14 protein-coding genes and 1 riboswitch are annotated in these 19,744 nt (G+C 75.3%); of the genes, 4 read left to right on the forward strand and 10 right to left on the reverse strand.

What is annotated here, in order from left to right:
- Positions 1–11: 11 nt before the first annotated feature.
- The 4 genes from ACWERV_RS04685 to ACWERV_RS04700 are packed head-to-tail and all read right to left on the reverse strand — an operon-like array spanning position 12 to position 7,475.
- A complete protein-coding gene (locus tag ACWERV_RS04685) occupies positions 12–1,694 on the reverse strand; it encodes an ABC transporter ATP-binding protein (protein ID WP_452928732.1) in 1,683 nt (560 codons plus the stop codon).
- Positions 1,691–2,866: a CbiQ family ECF transporter T component gene (locus ACWERV_RS04690; protein WP_452928735.1), complete on the reverse strand. Its 1,176-nt coding sequence runs from the start codon at positions 2,864–2,866 to the stop codon at positions 1,691–1,693. The genes ACWERV_RS04685 and ACWERV_RS04690 overlap by 4 nt, the downstream gene beginning before the upstream one ends.
- Positions 2,863–3,813, reverse strand: a complete 951-nt coding sequence (locus ACWERV_RS04695) for a hypothetical protein (RefSeq protein WP_452928738.1) — start codon at positions 3,811–3,813, stop codon at positions 2,863–2,865. The genes ACWERV_RS04690 and ACWERV_RS04695 overlap by 4 nt, the downstream gene beginning before the upstream one ends.
- Positions 3,810–7,475, reverse strand: coding sequence for a prenyltransferase/squalene oxidase repeat-containing protein (locus tag ACWERV_RS04700; RefSeq protein WP_452928740.1), 3,666 nt, complete (start codon positions 7,473–7,475; stop codon positions 3,810–3,812). Before ACWERV_RS04700 ends, ACWERV_RS04695 begins: the two co-directional genes overlap by 4 nt.
- A gap of 109 nt (positions 7,476–7,584) precedes the next feature.
- Positions 7,585–7,730: riboswitch (cobalamin riboswitch) on the reverse strand.
- Between the two features lie 300 nt (positions 7,731–8,030).
- Here ACWERV_RS04700 and ACWERV_RS04705 point away from each other — a divergent pair.
- Positions 8,031–9,455, forward strand: a complete 1,425-nt coding sequence (locus ACWERV_RS04705) for a hypothetical protein (RefSeq protein WP_452928743.1) — start codon at positions 8,031–8,033, stop codon at positions 9,453–9,455.
- Between the two features lie 37 nt (positions 9,456–9,492).
- Here ACWERV_RS04705 and ACWERV_RS04710 read toward each other — a convergent pair whose 3' ends face one another.
- Together ACWERV_RS04710 and ACWERV_RS04715 are read right to left on the reverse strand one after the other, a co-directional pair.
- The gene (locus tag ACWERV_RS04710) at positions 9,493–10,290 is read right to left on the reverse strand and encodes a MerR family transcriptional regulator (protein ID WP_452928745.1); all 798 of its coding nucleotides are present in this window, start codon (positions 10,288–10,290) and stop codon (positions 9,493–9,495) included.
- A gap of 70 nt (positions 10,291–10,360) precedes the next feature.
- Positions 10,361–12,334, reverse strand: coding sequence for a potassium transporter Kup (locus ACWERV_RS04715; RefSeq protein ID WP_452928747.1), 1,974 nt, complete (start codon positions 12,332–12,334; stop codon positions 10,361–10,363).
- Between the two features lie 251 nt (positions 12,335–12,585).
- On the opposite strand from ACWERV_RS04715, the gene ACWERV_RS04720 reads away from it, so the two are divergent.
- Together ACWERV_RS04720 and lysA are read left to right on the forward strand one after the other, a co-directional pair.
- A complete protein-coding gene (locus tag ACWERV_RS04720) occupies positions 12,586–12,921 on the forward strand; it encodes an SAV_915 family protein (RefSeq protein ID WP_398189370.1) in 336 nt (111 codons plus the stop codon).
- A 10-nt stretch (positions 12,922–12,931) separates the two neighbouring features.
- Positions 12,932–14,272 (forward strand): diaminopimelate decarboxylase, encoded by a 1,341-nt coding sequence (lysA, locus tag ACWERV_RS04725; protein WP_452928750.1) that lies wholly within the window; start codon positions 12,932–12,934, stop codon positions 14,270–14,272.
- A gap of 71 nt (positions 14,273–14,343) precedes the next feature.
- Here the strand turns inward: lysA and ACWERV_RS04730 are convergent, their stop codons facing one another.
- Entirely contained in the window at positions 14,344–15,834 is a 1,491-nt protein-coding gene (locus ACWERV_RS04730) for a hypothetical protein (protein ID WP_452928753.1), read from the reverse strand.
- A gap of 321 nt (positions 15,835–16,155) precedes the next feature.
- Here ACWERV_RS04730 and ACWERV_RS04735 point away from each other — a divergent pair, with 321 nt between their 5' ends.
- On the forward strand, positions 16,156–16,647 hold the full coding sequence (locus tag ACWERV_RS04735) for a universal stress protein (RefSeq protein ID WP_452928756.1): 492 nt from the start codon (positions 16,156–16,158) through the stop codon (positions 16,645–16,647).
- A 98-nt stretch (positions 16,648–16,745) separates the two neighbouring features.
- Here ACWERV_RS04735 and ACWERV_RS04740 read toward each other — a convergent pair whose 3' ends face one another.
- Genes ACWERV_RS04740 through ACWERV_RS04750 form a run of 3 tightly spaced genes read right to left on the reverse strand, consistent with a single transcriptional unit; the run spans position 16,746 to position 19,641 of the window.
- Complete coding sequence (locus ACWERV_RS04740; RefSeq protein WP_452928759.1) at positions 16,746–17,435, reverse strand: response regulator; 690 nt, start codon at positions 17,433–17,435, stop codon at positions 16,746–16,748.
- Positions 17,432–18,076, reverse strand: coding sequence for a response regulator transcription factor (locus ACWERV_RS04745; protein ID WP_452928945.1), 645 nt, complete (start codon positions 18,074–18,076; stop codon positions 17,432–17,434). The genes ACWERV_RS04740 and ACWERV_RS04745 overlap by 4 nt, the downstream gene beginning before the upstream one ends.
- A complete protein-coding gene (locus ACWERV_RS04750; protein ID WP_452928762.1) occupies positions 17,986–19,641 on the reverse strand; it encodes an ATP-binding protein in 1,656 nt (551 codons plus the stop codon). The genes ACWERV_RS04745 and ACWERV_RS04750 overlap by 91 nt, the downstream gene beginning before the upstream one ends.
- Positions 19,642–19,744: the final 103 nt, after the last annotated feature.

Genomic DNA, 19,744 nt, shown 5'->3' on the forward strand with positions numbered 1-19,744 from the left:
GGCGGTGGCGGTCATGACGCGGCTCCCGTCGCCGTCAGCGCGTCCGCGACCTGGCCGACGGTCAGGTAGGGCAGCGGCGCGAGGATCTTCGCGGCCTGCGGGGCGAAGGACGGCGAGGCCACGATGACGTCCGCCGTGGGGCCGTCCGCCACGATGTCGCCCTCCGCCATGACGACGACCCGGTCCGCGCCCGCCGCCACGAACTCCACGTCGTGCGTGGAGATCACGACGGCGCGGCCTTCGGCGGCCAGCGCGTCCACGATGCCGATCAGCGCCCGCTTGGCCTGGTAGTCCAGGCCCCGGGTCGGCTCGTCGAGGAGGACGACCGAGGGCGCGGCGGTGAGCTGGATGGCGAGGACCAGGGCGAGTTTCTGGCCCTCGGAGAGGTCGCGGGGGTGGATGCCGTCGGGGATGCCGGGCGCGAACCTGTCCAGCAGCGAGCGGGCGGCGGCCGCGCCGGACTCCCGGTCGGCCTGGGCGAGTTCGTCGCCGACGGTCTCCAGGTAGAGCAGGTCGGTCGGGGTCTGCGGGACGAGGCCGACCCGGTGGCGGACGGCGGCGGCGCGCTCCGCCCGGCGGCCGGCGAACAGCCGTCGGCGCGCCGCGGACGCCGGGGCCGCCGTGCCGGGGGCGGCGGATGTGTCCGCGGACTGCGTCCGGACCGTCCCCGCCTGCCGGGGGCCCGCGCCATGCAGGGCCCACAGCAGGGAGGACTTGCCGGATCCGTTGCGTCCCATGAGCGCGGTGACCTCCCCCGCGCGTAGGTCGAGATCGGCTTCGCGGACGGCGACGGTGTCCCCGTAGCGCACGAGCACGCCGCGGGCGGTGAGCAGCGCCGGGCCCGGCGGGGCGGGGGTGCGGGCCGGGGGCACGGCGGGGGCGTCGGCGAGCCGGCGGCGCAGGGCGGCGGCGTTGCGGCGGGCGTCGCGTACGGACAGCGGCAGCGGGTCCCAGCCGGCCAGCCGCCCGAGGTCCACCACGGGCGGGGCGACGGACGCGGTGCGGAAGGCCTCGGCGGGCAGGGCGTCGGTGACGGTGCCGTCGCCCGTGAGGTGGACGACGCGGTCGGCGTACTGCACGACGCGCTCCAGCCGGTGCTCGGCCAGTACGACGGTGACGCCGAGGTCGTGCACCAGCCGGGTCACCGCGGCCAGCACCTCCTCGGCGGCCGTCGGGTCGAGCGCGGACGTCGGCTCGTCGAGCACCAGCACGCGCGGGTGGGCGGTGAGCACCGAGCCGATCGCGACCCGCTGCTGCTGGCCGCCAGACAGTTCGGCGAGCGCCCGGTGCCGCAGGTCGGCCAGTCCCAGCAGGTCGAGGGTCTCCTCGACGCGCTTGCGCATGACGTCGGCGGGAACGGCCAGCTGCTCCATGGCGTAGGCCAGTTCCTCCTCGACCGTGTCGGTGACGAAACCGGCCAGCGGGTCCTGGCCCACCACCCCGACGACGTCGGCGAGTTCGCGCGGCGGGTGCTGGGCGGTGTCGCGGCCGTCGACGGTGACGCGTCCGGCGAGGGTGCCGCCGGTGAAGTGCGGCACGAGCCCGTTGATCGTGCCCAGCAGGGTGGACTTGCCCGCCCCGGTGCGCCCGACCACCAGGCAGAGTTCGCCCTCCTCGACGGTGAGGTCCACGTCCCGCAGCACGGGCCGGTCGGCGTCGCCGTAAGTGACGCTGACGTTCTCGAAGCGGATCACAGCAGGGCCTCGCTCGTGGTCTGTGCGGTACGTGCCGGCGCCGCCGTGTTCTTCGCCGCGGCCGCGGGCGGCGGCGGGGCGGTGACGGCGGCGGTTCCGGCCAGCAGGATCGCGACGGCCGGCAGCCACGGCAGGGACGGCCAGCGCAGCGGGTACAGGCTCGGGTTGAGGTCGTTGCCGCTGTAGCCGACGGTCAGGAAGAGCAGCGCCGCGGTGACGACCCCGCAGCCCGCGACCGCCCACTCGGGCCCGCGCCACGGGTCGGGCCGGTAGCTGGTGCGGCGCACCCGGCGCCCGCCGACCGCGAGCCCGGCGCAGCACAGCAGGGAGCCCCCGAGCAGCGCGGGCAGGCCCAGCGCCTTCGGCGTCGTCCCGTCGAGCAGCCCGTAGACGCCGGTGCACAGGCCGAGCATGCCGGCGAGCATCAGGGCGGCGGTGGTCCGCCGGGCGGTGCGGGTGGCGGTGCCGGAGCGGCCGTAGCCGCGCGAGTCCATGGCGGCGGCCAGGTACAGGGAGCGTTCGAGGGCGTCCTCGAGCACGGGGATGAGGATGCTGCGCAGCGCCCGCAGGCCGGTGGCGCGGTCGGCGCGCAGCCGCCGGGCCTTCGTCACCCGCTGGACGCTCTCGACGAGCTGGGGGGCGACGCTCATGGACACCGTGACGGCGACGCCGAGTTCGTACAGCGCGCCCGGCAGCACCCGCAGCGCCCGCTTGGGGTTGGCGAGGGTGTTGGCGGCGCCGATGCAGCACAGCAGGCACGCCAGCCGCAGCCCGTCGATGGCGGCCGAGAGGGTGGCCTCCAGCGAGACGGGGCCGCCGAGCTGGATGCCCGCGTACCAGTCGGGCGTGGGGATGTGCGGGAGGGAGAAGAGGATGTGGTCGGTGGGCGTGATGCCGCTGGCGAAGACGCAGCGGAAGACGACCCGGATCGCGATGACGACCAGGGCGAGCCACAGGTAGTACCGGAAGCCGCGGGCCCAGGGCGCGTCGGTGCGGCGCTCGCTGACGACGAGCGCGAGCACGGCGAGGACCAGGCCGAGCAGCAGCGGGTTGGTCGTGCGGCTCGCCGCGGTGGCCAGCCCCAGGCCCCACAGCCACCACGCCCCGGGGTGCAGCGTGCGCGGCAGCCGCCGGCCGCCGCTTCGCGCGCCGCCCCCGGTGGCGGCGGTCATCCGGCGTTCCGCCGCTGCCGCAGCCGGATGCCGATGACGGCGCCGATGAGGGCGACGACGGCGACGGTGATCGCGACCGGGAGGATCGAGCCGGAGGAGTGGTGGGCCGCCGCGGTCGGTTCCGCGTCCTGTGCCTGGGGCTGGTCCGCCGCGTCCGCGCCGGTGCCGGTGCCGGTGTCGGTGCCGGTGCCGGTGTCGGCGGGCGGTGTGGTGCCGGGCACGGCGTCACCGGAGGGCGAGGGGGTCATGGACGTCGCCACGGTGGTGCCGCTGACGGTGGGCGACGGGTCGCTGTCCGCGGGGGTGGTGGCCGCGGGCGGGGACGTCGGCTTCGGCTTCGGCTTCGGCTTGGCCGGGGCGGAGGTCTTCGTGCCGCCCGGCGTGGTGTTGTGGGCCCGTACCGTGTCCGGCGAGAAGGCCGGCCGGCCCTGCGTGCCCGCGATGTTGGTGGCCCCGAAGATCCACAGGTCGACGCTGCCGGGCTCGGGGTGGTAGCTCATGGCGCCCAGGTGGCTGTAGGACCAGGTGTTCTGCCCCGGGTCGGCGTGCCAGTAGGACCAGTACGCGGTGGCCGGCGGGGTCAGCACGCAGGCCTCGTCCTTGGCCGTCGGATACTGCGTGCCGCCCTTGTAACCGGCGTAGCCGATACGGCAGATGAAGGCCGGGCCGTCGTGCTGCGTACCGGTGGTGGCCCAACCGCCCTGGTTGAGCAGGGTGTAGCCGGTGGTGGGCGTGGTGCCGCACGAACGCAGCAGCGGGCCGCCCCACTTGCGGAAGTCCACCGCGAGGACGACGCCCTTGGTGGTCGTGCACGCGCTCATGGGCTGCGCGGTGGCGGACGCGGGGGCCGCGCCCACGGTCAGCCCGCCGCCGACGAGGGCGGCGAGCAGACCGAGGACGGCGAGCAGGCGCGGCACGAGGGTGCGGGTCCGCTGTGCCGGGCTCATCGGTGGCTCCCCGGCTGACGCGCCGCCGCGTTCCTGCGCCGCACGCCGGTGAGCACACCGCCCGCCGCGAGCAGCAGCGCGGCCAGGCCCGCCGCCGCGAGCACGCTCGTACCGGTCGCGGCGAGGGAGCCGCCGCCGGAGCCGTCGGCCTGCGTGCCGCCGTCGGTACCGCCGTCCGCGCCGCCGGAGGCGTGGTCGCCGCCGCCCGACGGGGTGATGTGCGCGAGCGCGTGGGTGAGGGTGGTCAGCGGGGTGCCGGCCAGGGCCGGGACCGCCTGGGTGGTGGAGCGGACGTCGGAGTCCCCGGCGGCGTCGGTGATGCGGAAGCCGCCGTCCTTGTTCTGCGCGCCGAGCAGGAACTCCTGCCCGGTGCGGGCCTGTTCGGGCCGGACCTTGTCGGTGGCGAGCAGCGCCTGCACGGCGAGCGCCGTGGAGTTGCTGCTCAGGCCCGCGGCGCCCTGGTAACCGCCGTTCTTCTGCTGCGCCTTGACGAGGTAGGCACGCGCCTTGGCGAGGGCGTCGGCGTGGTCGGGCAGCAGGGCGAGGGCCTGGGCCGCGTAGCCGGTGGTGTCCACGTCGGAGGTGCACTCGGCGCCGGGTGCGATGAGCGGCGAGGAGAAGCCGCCGTCCGCGCACTGGAGCTGGAGCAGCCGGTCCACCGCCGCGGACGGCACGGTGACGCTGCCGCGGGAGAGGGCGATCACACCGAGGGCCTGCGAGACCGTGGAGTAGGCCTGGCCGAAGTCGCCGGGCGCGGTGCAGCTGCCGTCCGAGGCCGCCGCGGTGCACAGGTGGGCGGTGAGCGTGGTGAGCAGGTCGAAGCCGCCGAACGCGTGCGGGTCCTGGCCCATGACCTCGGCGAGCAGGGCGAGTTTGGCGGCCGCGCCGCTGTACGGGCCCGGGTAGGCGGACGTGCCCGCCGGGTCGGCGTAGTCGGCGACGTGCCCGGCGAGGTAGCCGGTGACCGCGGTCAGGGCCTTGTCCTGGCCGCCGGTGGAGGCGAGGGCGAAGGCGAGGTCGGCGGTCTGGCCGTAGTCGGGGCCGTAGTCGTTGGCGAGGTGGTCGCCGCCCTTGAGCTGCGCCACCAGGTACGCCGACCCGGCCGCCGCGGCCTTCTGGTCGCCGACGTCACGCAGCAGCCGGCCGAAGGACGTCCCCACGGAGCCGCCCACCGCCTGGGTGGAGGCGCGTACGTCGGAGTCCTTCTGGTCGCTGTCGGCGGCGACCCGGAAGCCGCCGTCCGCGTTCTGCTGACCGGCCAGGAAGGCGCGGGCCGCGGCGATCTGCTCGGTGTACCGGGTGCCCTCCAGGGCCAGGCCCTGGATCGCGAGGGCCGCGGAGTTGACGGAGTCGCCCGCGGCGCCGTGGAAGCCGCCGTCCGCGAGCTGCCCGGCGGCCAGCCAGGACGCGGCCTTGGCCACCGCGTCGGCCGCGTCCTTCCCCGGCGCGAGGTCGAGCGCCATCATGGCCATCGCCGTGCTGTCGACCTCCTTGTCGCCCTTGCCCGGGATGAGGCTGGGCCAGGAGCCGTCCGCGTTCTGCAGGCTCTCCAGGTAGGCGACCGGCCCGGCCGCGGCGGCGGTGTCCCCGGCCCGCAACTGGGCGATGACGCCGAGGGACTGCGAGAAGACGGACGTGGCGTAGGCGTAGTTGCCCTTGTCCGCGCAGCCCGCGGAGGTGTCGGCGGCGGCGCAGACCGTGCCGTCCAGGGCGGCGATCAGGTCGTGGCCGCCGAAGGAGCGCGGGTCGGAGCCGGTGACCTCGGCGGCGACGGCCTCCTTGGCGAGCGAGCCGCCCTGCGCGTAGGCCGTGCCGATGAGCGTCCAGCCGTCGATGTCGCGCCCGGTGCCGTCCTTGCCGTGCTGGAGGAAGTCGGTGAGACCGGCGAGGGTGTCGTCGGCGCCGCCCGCGGCGGACAGCGCGAACAGGCCGTCGATGGTGAGGCCGAAGTCGGCGAAGCCGCTGCCGGGGGCGGACTCGTAGTAGTGGCCGTCGACGAGGTTGTCGCGGTTGACGAGGTAGGCGACGCCCTTGGCCAGGTCGGGCCGGGCCGGGGCCGGGCTCTGCGTCACCGTGGGGGTGGCGCTCGGGGTGCCCGTGGTGCTCGCCGAGGGGGTCGGCGACGTGGTGGTGGGCGTGGCCGTGGTGAGGTGGTGGGTCAGCGTCGCCAGGTCGCTGCCGGTCACGGCGAGGGCGGCGGCGGTGGAGGGGTAGAGGTCCGGGTCGGTGCCGGAGGGGTCGCCGGTGAAGCCGCCGGCGTCGGTCTGCCGGGCCGCCAGCCAGCCGCGCGCGGCGGCGGCCTCGTCGGTGCGGCCGAGCAGGCCCAGCGCCTGGGCGGCGGCGGCGGTGGTCGAGGTGTCACCGGCCGGGGCGCCGTCGTAGGCGGGGTAACTGCCGTCCGCGGACTGCGCCTTGACCAGGTACGCCGAGGCGGCGGCGACGGCGTCCGCGGTGCCGGTCAGGCCCTTGAGGGCGAGGACGGCCTCGGCGGTGGTGGCGGGGTTGGAGTCGCAGCGGCCGCCCGCCGCCAGCATCGAGCCGGAGAAACCGCCGTCCGCGCACTGCATGCCGGTGAGCCGGTCCACGGCCGCGGCGGGCGGGGTGACGCCGCCGCGCGACAGCGCGAGCAGCGCGAGGGCCTGGGTGTCGGGAGAGGAGGCGCCGTAGAAGTCGCCGGGGGCGGTGCAGTTGCCGAGGCTTCCCGCGACGGCCGTGCACACGTGGTCGGTGAGGTCGGCGAGCAGGTCGCGGCCCCCGACGTGGGTCGGGTCGCCGCCCAGGACCTCGGTGAGCAGCGCGAGGTTGGCGACGGCGGTCGGGCGCGGCATGGTGTCGCCGGCGTCGGGCAGCAGGTAGGCGTCGGCGTGCGCGGCCAGGTAGGCGTCGATCGCCCGCAGCGTGTCGTCCTGCCCGCCGGTCGCGGCGAGCGCGAGCCCGGTCTGCGCGGTGGCGGCGTAGTCGACGGTGCCCCAGTCGTCGAAGACGTGGTCGCCGTCGGTGAGCCGGCCCACGAGCCAGGAGGCAGCGGCCGGTACGTCGGCGGGCCGGGCGGGGGTGGTGGGCGGCGCGCCGGTCGCGGTGGTGGTCGTCGGGCTGCTGCCGCCCTGCGCGCGTACCGAGTCCGGGGTGAAGGAGGGTCCGCCGGTGGTGCCGCCGATGTCGGTGGGGCCGAAGACCCAGGCCTCGACCTCGCCGTCCGCCGGGTGGTCGCTGAGCGCGCCGAGCGGGCTGTACGCCCAGGTGTCCTGCCCGGCGGGGGCGATCCAGAAGGACCAGTACGCGTTGGCGGGGGGCGTCAGCACGCACGCCTCGTCGGCGGGGGTGGGGTAGGGGGTGCCGCTGTCGAAGCCGTCGTTGCCGATCCGGCAGATGAAGCCGGGGCCGTCGTGCACCGTGCCGGTGGTGGTGAATCCGGCGTTGTGCAGCAGGTTCATGCCCGTGGTGGGGTGTGCGTCGCACCCGCGCAGCACCGGGCCGTCCCAGTGCCCGTAGTCGACCGCGACGATCGCGCCGGTCGTCGGCGTGCAGTCGCCGATCGGGTCGGCCTGCGCGGTGCCCGCGAACGGGACGAGGCCGGCGGCGCCGAACAGCGCCACCGCGGCGGTGGACAGGACGGCGGCACGCGGCAGTCCACTGCCGCGTCGCCGGAGGTTGTGAAGCACGGGTGGCCCCCCAGGTCGGCCCGGCGAGGACGGCGGACCGCGGAAGGCGCGGGCGACGGCACACTCGCGCGCGCCGGCCCGGTCGTCCGTGCCGCAGTCCTCGACGGCGTTCTGACGTTCGTCCAGCGCAGGTGTTCCGGCTCGCCCTCCGGAGAGGGCCTACGGTTGCGGGTCAGCGCCGGACTCGGACCGGCTTCCCCTGGCTGCTGAATCGGAAATGCGTTTCATGGCATCACGCGAGGTGCTGTGACGTCAACGTCGCGCACCGTTGCCTTCGCCACGTGCCCGGCGCCCGGACGCCCTCTTCTGCCGGGCGGCGCCGTCGGCCTATCCTCCGGGAGTCGCCGCGCAGGGGGAACCCGGTCGGAACCCGGGGCTGACGCGCAACGGTAGGGGTGGGCCGCAGGGTCCGCCCGAGCCCGATCACCCGCCCGGCGACGCTGTACCTGCGGAAGCCCGACCACGCGACCGGGCGGCGACCGCCTCTGCTCCGGGCGGCCGTGACGGGCCCTCGGGCCGGGGCGTGCGGCGCCCCCACCCCCAGGAGCACTTCGCATGAGCATGCGCACTCTCGCGCACCGGTCCCGTACCGCCCTCGTCGCCCTCCCGCTCGCCGCGGGCACGATGCTGCTCGCCACCGCGGGCCCGGCCGGTGCGACCTCCACGCCCGCGCAGATCGCCGCGTCCACGAGCAGCGGCGTGGCGTACCTGAAGACGCTTCAGGCGGCCGACGGCTCCTACGCCGGCGGCGGCCTGTCCAACGAATGGGCGTTCAGCGCCTTCGCGGCGGCCGGCACCGCGGCCGCCGACGTCCACCCGGGCACGGACACGGGCAAGAACGCCCGAGCCGTCTACCGCGCCCTGCTCGCGACGACCGCGTGGCCGTCCGCCGCGCCGGTCGTCACCGACTACGAGCGCGGCACGCTCAACGCCTACGCCGCGGGCATCGACCCCGCCCGGGTCGGCCCCGGCCGCAACCTCCTCGCCGACATCGCCTCCTACTGGCAGACCGCGACCCCCGGCTACTTCGGTCCGCCCGCCAACTTCAACGGCACCGTCTTCGCCCTGCTCGCCCTGTCCGGCGCGAAGACGCAAGGAGGGGCGCAGCGCGTCCCGCAGGCGCTGCTGAACGCGTCGGTCGCCGTCGTCCGCGCCAACGAGCACGACGACGGCGGCTGGAACTACTCCCAGGCCGCCGGGAACCCCACCCAGCTCGCCGCCACCAGCGACATCGACATGACCGGCGCCGCGCTCGCCTCGCTGTGCTCCTCGGGGGTGCCCGCCACCGACCCCGCGGTCGTCGCGGGCAAGAACTTCCTCAAGGGCAAGCTGATCAGCGCCACCGGGGCCTTCGACGCGATGTTCGGCGTCAACAGCGACTCCAACGGCTGGGCGGTCTCCGGACTCGACGCCTGCGGCATCGACCCGCAGGGGCCCGACTTCACCACCGCCGCGCACAAGACACCGGTCGACTTCCTGATCGCCCAGCAGTTCAGCCCCGGCGGCGGCTTCCGCTACCAGCCCACCGACACCTCCCCGTCCGCGTACTCCTCCATCGACGCCCTGCGCGCGGTCGCCCACGGCGGCTTCACCGCCACCCCGCCCGCCCCCGGCACGCCCGGCGAGCCCACCTGGGCCGCCACCACCGCCTTCACACCCGGTACGGCGGGCAAGCTCGCCCTCGTCGTCGACAACGGCACCGGGGCGCTGAAGGTCTGCTCCGTCCCCGTCACCACGACCGGCGCCACGACCACGCTCGGCGCCGTGCTCGACGCCGCCGCCACGTCCGCGTCCCCGTCCGGCTGCGTCACGTCGGTGACCCCGTCGACCGGCACCGGCACCGTCACCGCCCTCAACGGCACCGCCAACACGGGTACGTCCACCTGGAAGGCGTCGGTCGACGGCGGAACCCCCGCCGCAGCGTCCCGCGGCGCCACCGTCCACCTCGGCGACACCCTCTACCTGCGCTACGGCAGCTGACCCCGACGAGGGAGCTGCCCCGGCCGGGGCCGCTCCCTCAGCCGGCGGGGGCGAAGATCTCCGCGAGCAGACCGGCGCCCTCGGCCGGGGCGCGGACCTCCAGATGCGCCCGGGGTCCGTCCAGGTGCAGGCGGAAGTCGAAGAAGGGGCAGCACCGCTGTTCCGCCGCGGCCAGGCGGGTGAGCGCGGCGGCCCGTCCGGCGGGAACGGTCAGCCGCAGGCCCTCCGGCAGCGGGGCGCGGGCGGCCCCGGCGAGCAGGCGGCGCCACCGGGTGACGCGCGCGGCCATGCCGCCGCCGGACAGCGAGCACGCGACCGGGGCGGTCCGCCGGTCCCCGGCGTGCTCCCGCGCGCCCGCGCCCGTGGCCCCGGCGCGCGGCGACGACGGCGTCAGCCGCACGGCCACCGGCGCGGGCGGCTTGCGGCGCGCGGGTGCGGGGAAACCGCACCGCGGGTCGCAGCCGCCGTCCCGGTCCGGCAGCGCGTCCAGGTGCCCGATCGCCGCCCGCAGGGCCGCGTCGAGGTCGCGCAGCCCGGCCGCGGCGCGTTCGGCCGCGGCCAGCCGGGCGGCGATCCGCGGCCGCAGGTCCGCCTTCACCTCCCGGCAGCGGCCGCCCGCCCGCACCGCGAGCAGTTCGGCGATCTCCCCCAGAGGCAGGCCCAGTTGCTTGGCGGCGCCGATGAACGCCAGCCGCTCCAGCGCGTCCTGGCGGTAGAGCCGGTAGCCGGCGTCGGTGCGCTCGGCGGGCAGCAGGCCTTCGCGCTCGTAGAACCGCAGTGTGGTGGTGGGGACGCCGGAGCGCCGCGCCAGCTGGGAGATCCGCATCGCGTCCATGCCGCGACGGTAGACCTTCCACCCGGCTCGAAGGTCAAGTCCGGTGCCGGGCGGACGCGGTGAGGGCCGGTCAGACGTCGATGTTGGCGCCCATGATCACCGTGCGGTCGCGGGGCAGGCCGAAGTGCCCGGCGGCGTCGGCGGTGATGTAGGACGTGGCGATGAACAGCCGTTTGCGCCACGGGCTCATGGTGGGCGCCGTGCCGCGGTGCAGCTCGATCGTGGAGAGGAAGTAGGAGGCGCCGTCGAGGTCGAGCGGCCCTTCGGTCCTGGCCGGGTCGAGCACCGCGAGCGCGCCGGGCACGTCGGGCCGCTCCATGTAGCCGTACCGGGCGGTGACATGGATGATGCCGTCGTCGGTGTAGCCGAGGTCGTCGATGAGCACCCGCTCGTCGGGGGTGACCCGGGGCACGGGCTCGGTCTCGATGCACAGGATCACCACCTGCGCGTGCCGCACGTGGTTGTGCTCGACGTTGGCGCGCATGGCCAGCGGGGTGGTCCGCGGGTCCCGGTTGAGGAAGACGGCGGTGCCGGGGACCTGGCGCACCGGTGAGCGCGGGTCGCGCAGGTCGTCGACGAACTCCCGCAGCGGGCCCTCGCGCCGGGCCCGGTCGGCGGTGACGATCTCGCGGCCGCGCTGCCAGGTGGTCATGACGGTGAACGCGGTGACGCCGATCAGCAGGGGCAGCCACGCGCCGTGGACGAGCTTGGTCAGGTTCGCCGCCACGAACAGCAGGTCGACGGCGAGCAGGAGGCCCGCGCCCGCGGACAGCAGCCACACGGGGGTGTGCCACCTGGCGCGGGCCACGTAGAAGAACAGCAGCGTGGTGATGGTGATCGTGCCGGTCACCGCCATGCCGAAGGCGAAGGCCAGGGCGGTCGCGCTGCGGAAGGCGAGGACCAGGGTGAGAACCGAGGCCATCAGCAGCCAGTTGATCCACGGCACGTAGATCTGGCCGATGGCGGACTCGGAGGTGTGGGCGATCCGCAGCCGCGGCAGGTAGCCGAGCCGGGCGGCCTGCGAGGCGACCGAGTACGCGCCGGTGATGACCGCCTGGGAGGCGATCACGGTGGCCGCCGTGGCGAGGAACACCATCGGCAGCCGCCCCCAGTGCGGCACGAGCAGGAAGAACGGGCTGCTGATGTTGTGCGGGTCGGCGAGGATGAGGGCGCCCTGGCCGAAGTAGCTCAGCACGCACGCCGGGAAGACCAGGAAGACCCAGGCCCGGGTGATCGGCCGGCGGCCGAAGTGGCCCATGTCCGCGTACAGCGCCTCGGCTCCGGTGACGGCGAGCACGACGGCGGCCAGCGAGAAGAATGCCGTGCCGAAGTGGCCGAACAGGAAGCCCAGCGCGTAGCCGGGCGACAGCGCGCGCAGGATGCCCGGGTGGTCGGCGATGCCGGAGATCCCGCAGGCCGCGATGACCGTGAACCACACCACCATCACGGGCCCGAACACGCGGCCCACCGCCGCCGTTCCCCGGCGCTGGACCAGGAAGAGCGCCACGATGATCGCCACCGTGATCGGTACGACCGCACTGTGCAGGGACGGCTGGACGACCTTGAGCCCCTCGACGGCCGACAGCACCGAGATCGCCGGGGTGATCATGCTGTCGCCGAAGAACAGGGACGCGCCGAAGATCCCGAGCCCGGTCAGCACGGCGGCCACCCGCCGCCCCGGTAGCGCCCTCCACCGCTGCAGCAGGGTGATCAGCGCCATGATGCCGCCCTCGCCGTCGTTGTCGGCGTGCATCGCCAGGAGCACATAGGTGACCGAGACGATGACCGTGACGGACCAGAACACCAGGGACACCACCCCGTAGACGTTCTGGGCCGACACCGGGACGGGATGCGGGTCGGCCGGGTCGAACAGGGTCTGGAGGGTGTAGAGCGGGCTCGTCCCGAGGTCGCCGAAGACCACGCCGAGCGCCCCGATCACCAGCGCCGGCCGGGCCGCCGCGCGCGCGGCGGATTCCGGGCCCCGGACGCCGGGCGCGGGGGGCGGGCCGTCGCCGGGCGTCCCTCCCGGTGGACGATCGGCCATGGTGGTCCTCCTCCATACGTGCTTCGCGATCCGGGTCACTGCACCAAAGCGGACGATATACCGCGTCCCGGGCGTTCCCCGGGCGCCGCGACACCGTGGCCGGGGGCAGCCGTCAGGGGTGCGTCAAGTCCGGGCCCGCGGCGTCAAGCGCACGTCAGGAGGGGCGACGCCGCCCGCCGGGGCGGGGATAGCGTCGTGGAGTGCCGCGGGTCCTGAACGCCCGCGGCCACCGACACCACGAGGAGTCCGCCATGCAGGCACCCAGCACACCGGAGGCAGCAGAGCCCCTCGAACGGGGCCCGGCCGGGCACGCGCTGTTCGTCCCCGTCCGGCCGGGATCCCTGGGCTGTACCACCCGCTTCTTCCGCGACGCCCTCGGCGGGCGCGTCGCTGTCGCGTTCACCAGCGAGCGGTCCCTGGTCCGGACGCTCGGTCCCGACCAGCGCTGGGCGCGGCTGTCGGCACCGGCCCTGCGCGCGCTGGCCGGTCCGCTCGGCATCACCGAACTGCGCATCGACCCGCGGCTGTCGGCGCCGGCCCCGGGGCCGTCCGTCCCGAAGGCCTCTCATCACCTGCTCGTCGGCTAGGAGGCGACCCGTGTCCGTATCCCTGACCACGAGCCTTGTGCCCACCGCCGGACCGGACGACCTCTCGGTGTGGCCGGCGTCGGCCGCGCGCACTCCCGAGGGCGACCTGGCGGTCGCCGGTGTCCCGCTGGGCGAGGCCGCCGACCGCTTCGGCACCCCGCTGTACGTGCTGGACGAGGGCGAGTTCCGCGGCCGCTGCCGTACGTACACCGCCGCCTTCCCGGAGGCCGACGTCGTCTACGCGGCCAAGGCGTTCTTGTGCCGGGCCGTCGCGACGTGGGTGCGCACCGAGGGGCTGGGGCTGGACGTCTGCTCGGCCGGTGAGCTGGAGCTGGCGGTCGCCACCGGCTTCCCGCCGGACCGCATCGTGATGCACGGCAACGCGAAGACACCGGAGGACCTGCGCGCGGCCGTCCGGCTCGGCGTCGGGCGGATCGTGATCGACACCCCCACCGAGATCGCCCGGCTGGCCACGCTCGTCGCCCCGCACGACCGGCAGAAGGTCCTGCTGCGGGTGGTGCCCGGCGTGGTCGCCGGCGGGCACAAGGCGCTGCGCACCGGCACCGAGGACCAGAAGTTCGGCGTGTCCATCGCCGACGGCTCCGCGCAGCACACGGTCGAGCGGATCCTCGGGCAGCCCCGGCTGGAGCTGGTCGGCCTGCACTGCCACATCGGCTCCCAGGTGACGGAGATCCGGCCGTACCTGGCGGCGCTGCGGCGGCTGATCGGCCTGCTGGCGCGCATCCGCGACCAGCACGGCGTCGTCCTGCCGCAGCTCGACCTCGGCGGCGGCCACGCCGTGGCCCACCGGCCCGGCGACAGGGCCCTCGACATCACCGCGCTGGCCGCGCGCACCAGGGCCGAACTCGCCGACGGCTGCCGCCGCAGCGGCCTGCCCGTCCCCCGGGTGACCGTCGAGCCGGGCCGGGCGGTCGTCGGCCCCGCCGCGGTCGCCGTCTACCGTGTGCTGGCCGTCAAGCACACCGGTGGCCGGATCCTGGTCGCCGTGGACGGCGGCATGGGCGACAACCCGCGGCCCGCGCTGTACGGGGTCCGGTACGCGCCCGCGCTCGTCGGCCGGGCCTCGGCCGCCGGTCCCGCGCGGGTCACGGTCGTGGGCAGGTACTGCGAGGCGGGCGACGTGCTCGCCGAGGACGTGCCGCTGCCCGCGGACGTACGCCCCGGTGACCTGCTGGCGGTGCCGGTCGCCGGGGCGTACCAACTGTCCATGGCCTCCAGCTACACCATGGTCGGCCGCCCCCCGGTGGTCGCGGTCGCCGACGGCCGGGCCCGGCTGCTGGTGCGCCGGGAGTCGGCGGCCGACCTGCGCGCCCGCGACGTCGGGATCTGACGGCTCCCCCGCGTGGCGCCCGCGGCCGGACCGCTCCCCCGGCGCGGGAGGACGGTCCGGCCGTGGGCGCGTCAGCGGAACTCGGCGAGCCGCGGCCGCAGCCCCAGGACGGTCAGCGCGGCGGCGGCGGACAGGGCGGCCCCTGCTCCCGGCAGACGGGTGGTCAGCGCCGCGCGGCCGTCGGACACCGCCGCGGTGTAGGCGTCCGCGTTGATGCCGATCAGGGTGCGCAGGGCCGTGTCGTACTGCTCGAAGTGGTAGTTGGACGCCCCCTTGTCGTAGCCGATGCAGAATTCCACGGCCTGCTGGAGCCGTCCCTGCCGCACGAGCGAGCGGAACGTCCGGTCGTCCTTCTCGTAGACGGCGTACGCCCGTACCGTGGCCTCGGCCGCCGCGCGCTCCCCGGGGAAGGTGATGTTGCGGAACTCGTCGCCGTAGGCACCGGTGAAGCGCAGGTCGGTGTGACGGGCGCGGTAGGCGGCCAGGGCGTCGGCGAGCCGGGCGTCGTAGGTGCCGAGGGTTGCCGCGGGCAGGGTGAGCAGGAGCTGCGAGGTGTCCTGGAAGGCCTGCTCGTACGTCCCGCGCCGGTCCGGGTCCAGCAGGTAGCGGCTCTCGTCGGCGTTGGCGTCGTACGACATCGCGCGGGCGCGGGACAGGGCGACGACGGAGTCGAAGGCGTCCCGGCGGGCGACCTTGAGGTCGTGGGCCTGCGCGGCCGTCACCGACCAGCCGAGCCCGCAGGCCGCGGCCACGCACAAGGTGGCGGCGGCGAGCCCCGGGTTGACTGTCCGGTGGAACCGGCGGGCGAGGCGGACCTGGGTGAGGACGAGGACGAGGAGCAGCGCGCCGCCGAGCGCCGCGAGGAGCGCGAGCCGGACCCGGGTCGCCCCGCGCGCACCGGTGTAGACGTCCTCGAAGGCGCCGTCGTTGTTCTGGCCCAGCCGCTGGGCGGCGGGCAGCAGGGACTGGCGCAGGAGGTCGGTCGCCGTGCGGTAGTTGCCGAGGGCGGCGGCCTTCTCCGCCGGGTGGAGGTCGTTCTCCAGCACCCGGCCGACGAGTTCCTGGTAGCGGGCGAAGTCGTCGTCGAAGCCGACGACGGTGGCGGTGGCCTTCGGGTCGCCCTGGGCGGCGGCGGCCAGGGTCTGGAGGTCCACCCCGACCGCGTGCCGGGCGCTGCCGTACAGCTTCAGAGCGGCGGAGTGCTGGGCCGGCATCGGGGCGAGGCCCCGGCCGCCGCTGGACAGCAGGAGGTTCGCGGCCTGGGCGTCCATGTCGTTGAGCGCGAAGTACAGGTCGTCGGCCCCGGTGACCCGGGGCGCGGCACGGTGGTCGACGCGGTCCCACGTCCCGGACGCGGCAAGCCCCGTGACCAGCAGCAGCGCCCCCACGGCGGCGGTCAGGACGAGGACCCCGGCGCGCAGCAGCCGCACCTCGCGGGGCACGGTGGTGCGCGGCCGGATCCGCCACCGTGCCCGCAGCGGCAGCAGTTCGGGAGCGGGCGGCTGCGGTGGACCGCCGTCGCCTTCGCCTTCGGTCGTCGCGGTCACCGGCGCCCCGGCCATGGGCGGGCCTCCCCCTCGCTCGGTCGAAGGCCCGTGCGTCCCCCGTAGGTCCGCCAGCCTCGTGCCGCGCCCGGGGCCGCGGCGCGGCCGTTGACGCCGCGCTGACGTCGGGGCCGGGCGTCTTGACGTATCCCTGACGAGGCGTCGGGCCGCCGGGGCGCGGCGCGTCGGGGCGTCAGAAGGCCGTCAGGAGGGGGCGGCGGCTCGTAGGGATCGCGTCAGGGACGGGCCCGCCGGGGCCGGGCGGCGGTTTCCTGGGGGGCGCGACGGACGGGGCACCGCCGTCGCGGGGCACACGGACGAGGAAGGAGGCGGCGCGCGGTGGCACGGAACGGGCGGGTCGTCGTCGGCGTCAGCGGGTCGCTGCTGAGCCTGGGAGCCCTGCACAGGGGCGTGGCGGAGGCCCGGGACCGGGGCGGTGTCCTCGTGGCGGTGCTCGCGTGGACGCCCGCGGGCGGTGAGGGCGCCTACCGCCGGGCGCCGTGCACACCGCTGCTCGCGGCCTGGGAGGACGCGGCGGCGGCACGCCTGGAGAACGCCTTCCGGAACGCCTTCGGCGGTCACCCGCGCGGTGTCCCGCTGCGGATGGTGACCGCGCGCGGTGAGCCCGGGACCGCCCTCACCCAGCTGGCCGACCGGCCCGACGACCTGCTCGTGGTCAGTACCGGCCGCCAGGGCGGCCTCGCCCGGCTCTTCCACGGCGGGGTGGCCCGCTACTGCCTGGCGCACGCGCGCTGCGACGTGCTCGCCGTCCCGCCGTCCGAGCTGATGCGCGGGCTGGACCGCCCCCTGGGGTCGCGCTCGGCGGCGTGACAGGCGGTCCGCCCGCACCGCGCGGCGGTCGTCCGGCGGCTTCGCACGAGGACGTCACCACGGCGGGGGCGCCGTGGTGACACCGGCCCGCCGCGCGGTCAGGGCTGGAGGCGGTATCCGACGCCCCGGTGGTTGAGCAGGTGGCGGGGGTGCGCGGGGTCGGGCTCCAGCTTCTGCCGCAGGGCGAGGAAGTAGGCGCGCAGGTAGTTCGTGTTGTCCGCGTGCTCGGGGCCCCAGGCCTGCCGCAGGATCTCCTGGCTGGTCACCAGCTCGCCGCTGTGGTGGATGAGGACCTTGAGCAGCCGCCACTCCGTCGGGGTCAGATGCGGCGCCGGGGCGTCGCCGTCGCCGGTGCGCCGCACGGTGCAGGCGCTCAGGTCGAGCGTCCACTCGCCGATGACCGTGACGGGGGAACGCTGCTGGGCGGCGGCGGGCCTGCGCAGCAGTGCCCGCACCCGCGCGAGGAGTTCCTTCATCGCGAACGGTTTGGTGAGGAAGTCGTCGGCCCCCTCGTCGAGCGCGGTCACCTTGTCGTCGGCGCCGGTCCGCCCCGACAGGACCATGATGGGCACCTGGCTCCACGCGCGCAGCGACCTGATCACCTGGTGGCCGTCGATCTGCGGCAGGCCGAGGTCGAGGATCACGAGGTCGGGCGGATTCCTGACGGCCTCCAGCAGGGCCTGCCGGCCGTCGTCGGCGAGGTCCACCGTGTAGTGGCTGGTGGTGAGGCCGATCTCCAGGGACCTGAGCACGGGCGCTTCGTCGTCCACGACGAGGATGCGGGTCACCGGCCCGCCTCGGCGGCGGGCGGCCGGGCGGCGAGCCGGTAGCCGACGGACGGGTCGTTCTGCAGGAAATGCCCGGATTCATCGTGCAGTTTCCTGCGTATGCGGTACGCGTAGACCTTGAGGTAGTGCGTCTCGCCGGCGTAGGCGGGACCCCAGACGTTCTCCAGGATCATCCGGCGGGTGCACACCTTCCCCACGTGGCGGGCGAGGAACGCCAGCACGTCGAACTCCTTGAGCGTGAGGTCCAGCGGCCTGCCGTGGTAGGTGGCCTCGCAGTGGACGAGGTCCAGGGTGAGCGGGCCGACGGTGAGTTCGGTGAGGTGGTCGGCGTCGCCGGTGCGGTGGCGCAGGGCCACCCGGAGCCGGGCGTCCAGTTCCCGCATCCCGAACGGCTTGGTCATGTAGTCGTCGGCGCCGTTGTCCAGGGCGTCGACCTTGCGGTCCTCGGAGCTGTCGGCGGACAGGATGATGATGGGCAGGTCGGTCCAGGCGCGGATGCGGGTGCAGACGCTCAGCCCGTCCACGTCGGGCAGGCCGAGGTCGAGCACGATCACGTCGGGTACGCCGACGGCCGCCGCGGCGAGTCCGTCCTTGCCGGTCTCGGCGGTGCGGACCTCGTGGCCGAGGGCTTCGAGGCCCACCCGGCAGGCGGCGAGCAGCGCGATGTCGTCGTCGACGACGAGGACGGTGGACACGGGGTGTTCTCCTCGGGCAGGCCGGCCGCGGTCGGCAGGGTGAAGGTGAAGCAGGCACCGCCGCCGGGCGCCTGCCCGGCCCAGATGCGCTGCTGGTGGGCCTCGACGAAGATCTTGGCGATGGCCAGTCCGAGCCCCGTGCCGGAGTCCGCCTCGCGCCGGAAGAAGAAGCCGAAGACGTCGTCGCGCAGGCCCGGCGGGACGCCGGGGCCCCGGTCGCTGACCGAGACCGTGACGGCGTCGGTGTCCGCGTCGCGGTAGGCGCGGACGGTGACGGGGGTCTCCCTCGGTGCGTAGCGGAAGGCGTTGTCGACCAGGTTGGTCAGCACCCGGCCGATGAGGACGGTGTCGATGTCGAGGACCGGCAGGTCCGGCTCGATGTCGGTGACGACGGGCCGCGGCGGCGGGCCGGGCAGGTCGCGCAGCACGGTGGCGACGAGTTCGGCGGCGGTGGTCAGGCTGGTACGCGGCCGCAGGACACCGGCCTGGACGCGGCTCATGTCGAGCAGATTGGTGACCAGCGCCGCCAGGCGGTCGGTCTGCGCGTCGACGAGCCGGGCGAGTTCGGTACGGGCCGCGTCCGTCAGCGCGGGCGCGAGGTCGTCGTCGGCCAGCACCGAGGACGACGCCTTGATCGAGGCCAGCGGGCCGCGCAGGTCGTGCGACACGGCGGCGACCAGTACGCGGGCCAGGTGCTCGACCTCCTCGGTGAGCCGGGCGTGGAGCACCTCCTCGCGCAGTTGGGCCCGCTCGACCGCGAGGGCGATCTGGTGGGCGAACAGCAGCAGCGGCTCCCGCAGCTGGGCGGTGAGCGTGACCCCGGAGATGGACAGCATCCCGATGGGGCGGCCCGCCGCCACCAGGGCGAGCTGCACCGGGTCACCGGGCGCCGCCTGCCCGGCGGGTGTGGCGAGCAGGTCGAGGTTCGTCACCTGCCCCGCGGCGGGGAACGCCCGCTGCGGGCCGGTGCCGCCGGGGTCGTCGCCGCAGGTCGCGGCGAGCCGGAGCTGCCCGTCGCCGTCGGGCAGCAGCAGCGCGACATGGCGGGCGTCGAGGGTGTCGGCCAGGCTGGTCACGACGACGCTGATCAGCTCGTGCAGCGGCCGGTCCTGGACGAGCTGGGTCGACAGGTCGAACAGGCGGCGCAGTTGCAGGCCCCGCTGCCGGGCGGCGGCCCTGGCCCTGTTCATGCCGTCCACGACCCGGGCGACGGGGAGCATGACCACCGCGTAGACGCCCAGCGCCGCCCAGTTCTCGCCCGCGCCCACGTCCAGGGTCAGGTAGGGCGGTATGAAGAAGAAGTCGTAGACCAGGAAACCGGCGACGACGCTGAGCACCCCGGCGAGGAAGCCGCCGGCGGCGACACCGACCACGACCGGCACGACGAGGACCAGCGCCATGGTGGTGATGCTCAGGTGGTCCCGCAGCGGCAGCATGGCGGCGGTCAGGGCGGCGATGCAGCCCAGCGCGGCGAGCGAGCCGACCAGGTTGCGGCGGGTCGCGTCGGTCATGCGGGTTCCCTTCCTGCGGCACGGGGGTCCGGGCCGGGATCTGCCAGCATCGCACGGGCATCCCGCGCGGCCGCGCCCAGGCCGGGGGCCCGGTCCTGGTCGC

This window comes from Streptomyces sp. NPDC004031 (assembly GCF_053604375.1).

Excerpts from the sequence above, each read along its gene's own strand:
- ACWERV_RS04690 (WP_452928735.1), bottom strand. The coding sequence starts at position 2,866 with ATGACCGCCGCCACCGGGGGCGGCGCGCGAAGCGGCGGCCGGCGGCTG.
- ACWERV_RS04695 (WP_452928738.1), bottom strand. The coding sequence starts at position 3,813 with ATGAGCCCGGCACAGCGGACCCGCACCCTCGTGCCGCGCCTGCTCGCC.
- ACWERV_RS04705 (WP_452928743.1), top strand. The coding sequence starts at position 8,031 with ATGAGCATGCGCACTCTCGCGCACCGGTCCCGTACCGCCCTCGTCGCC.
- ACWERV_RS04710 (WP_452928745.1), bottom strand. The coding sequence starts at position 10,290 with ATGGACGCGATGCGGATCTCCCAGCTGGCGCGGCGCTCCGGCGTCCCC.
- ACWERV_RS04715 (WP_452928747.1), bottom strand. The coding sequence starts at position 12,334 with ATGGCCGATCGTCCACCGGGAGGGACGCCCGGCGACGGCCCGCCCCCC.
- ACWERV_RS04720 (WP_398189370.1), top strand. The coding sequence starts at position 12,586 with ATGCAGGCACCCAGCACACCGGAGGCAGCAGAGCCCCTCGAACGGGGC.
- ACWERV_RS04730 (WP_452928753.1), bottom strand. The coding sequence starts at position 15,834 with ATGGCCGGGGCGCCGGTGACCGCGACGACCGAAGGCGAAGGCGACGGC.
- ACWERV_RS04750 (WP_452928762.1), bottom strand. The coding sequence starts at position 19,641 with ATGACCGACGCGACCCGCCGCAACCTGGTCGGCTCGCTCGCCGCGCTG.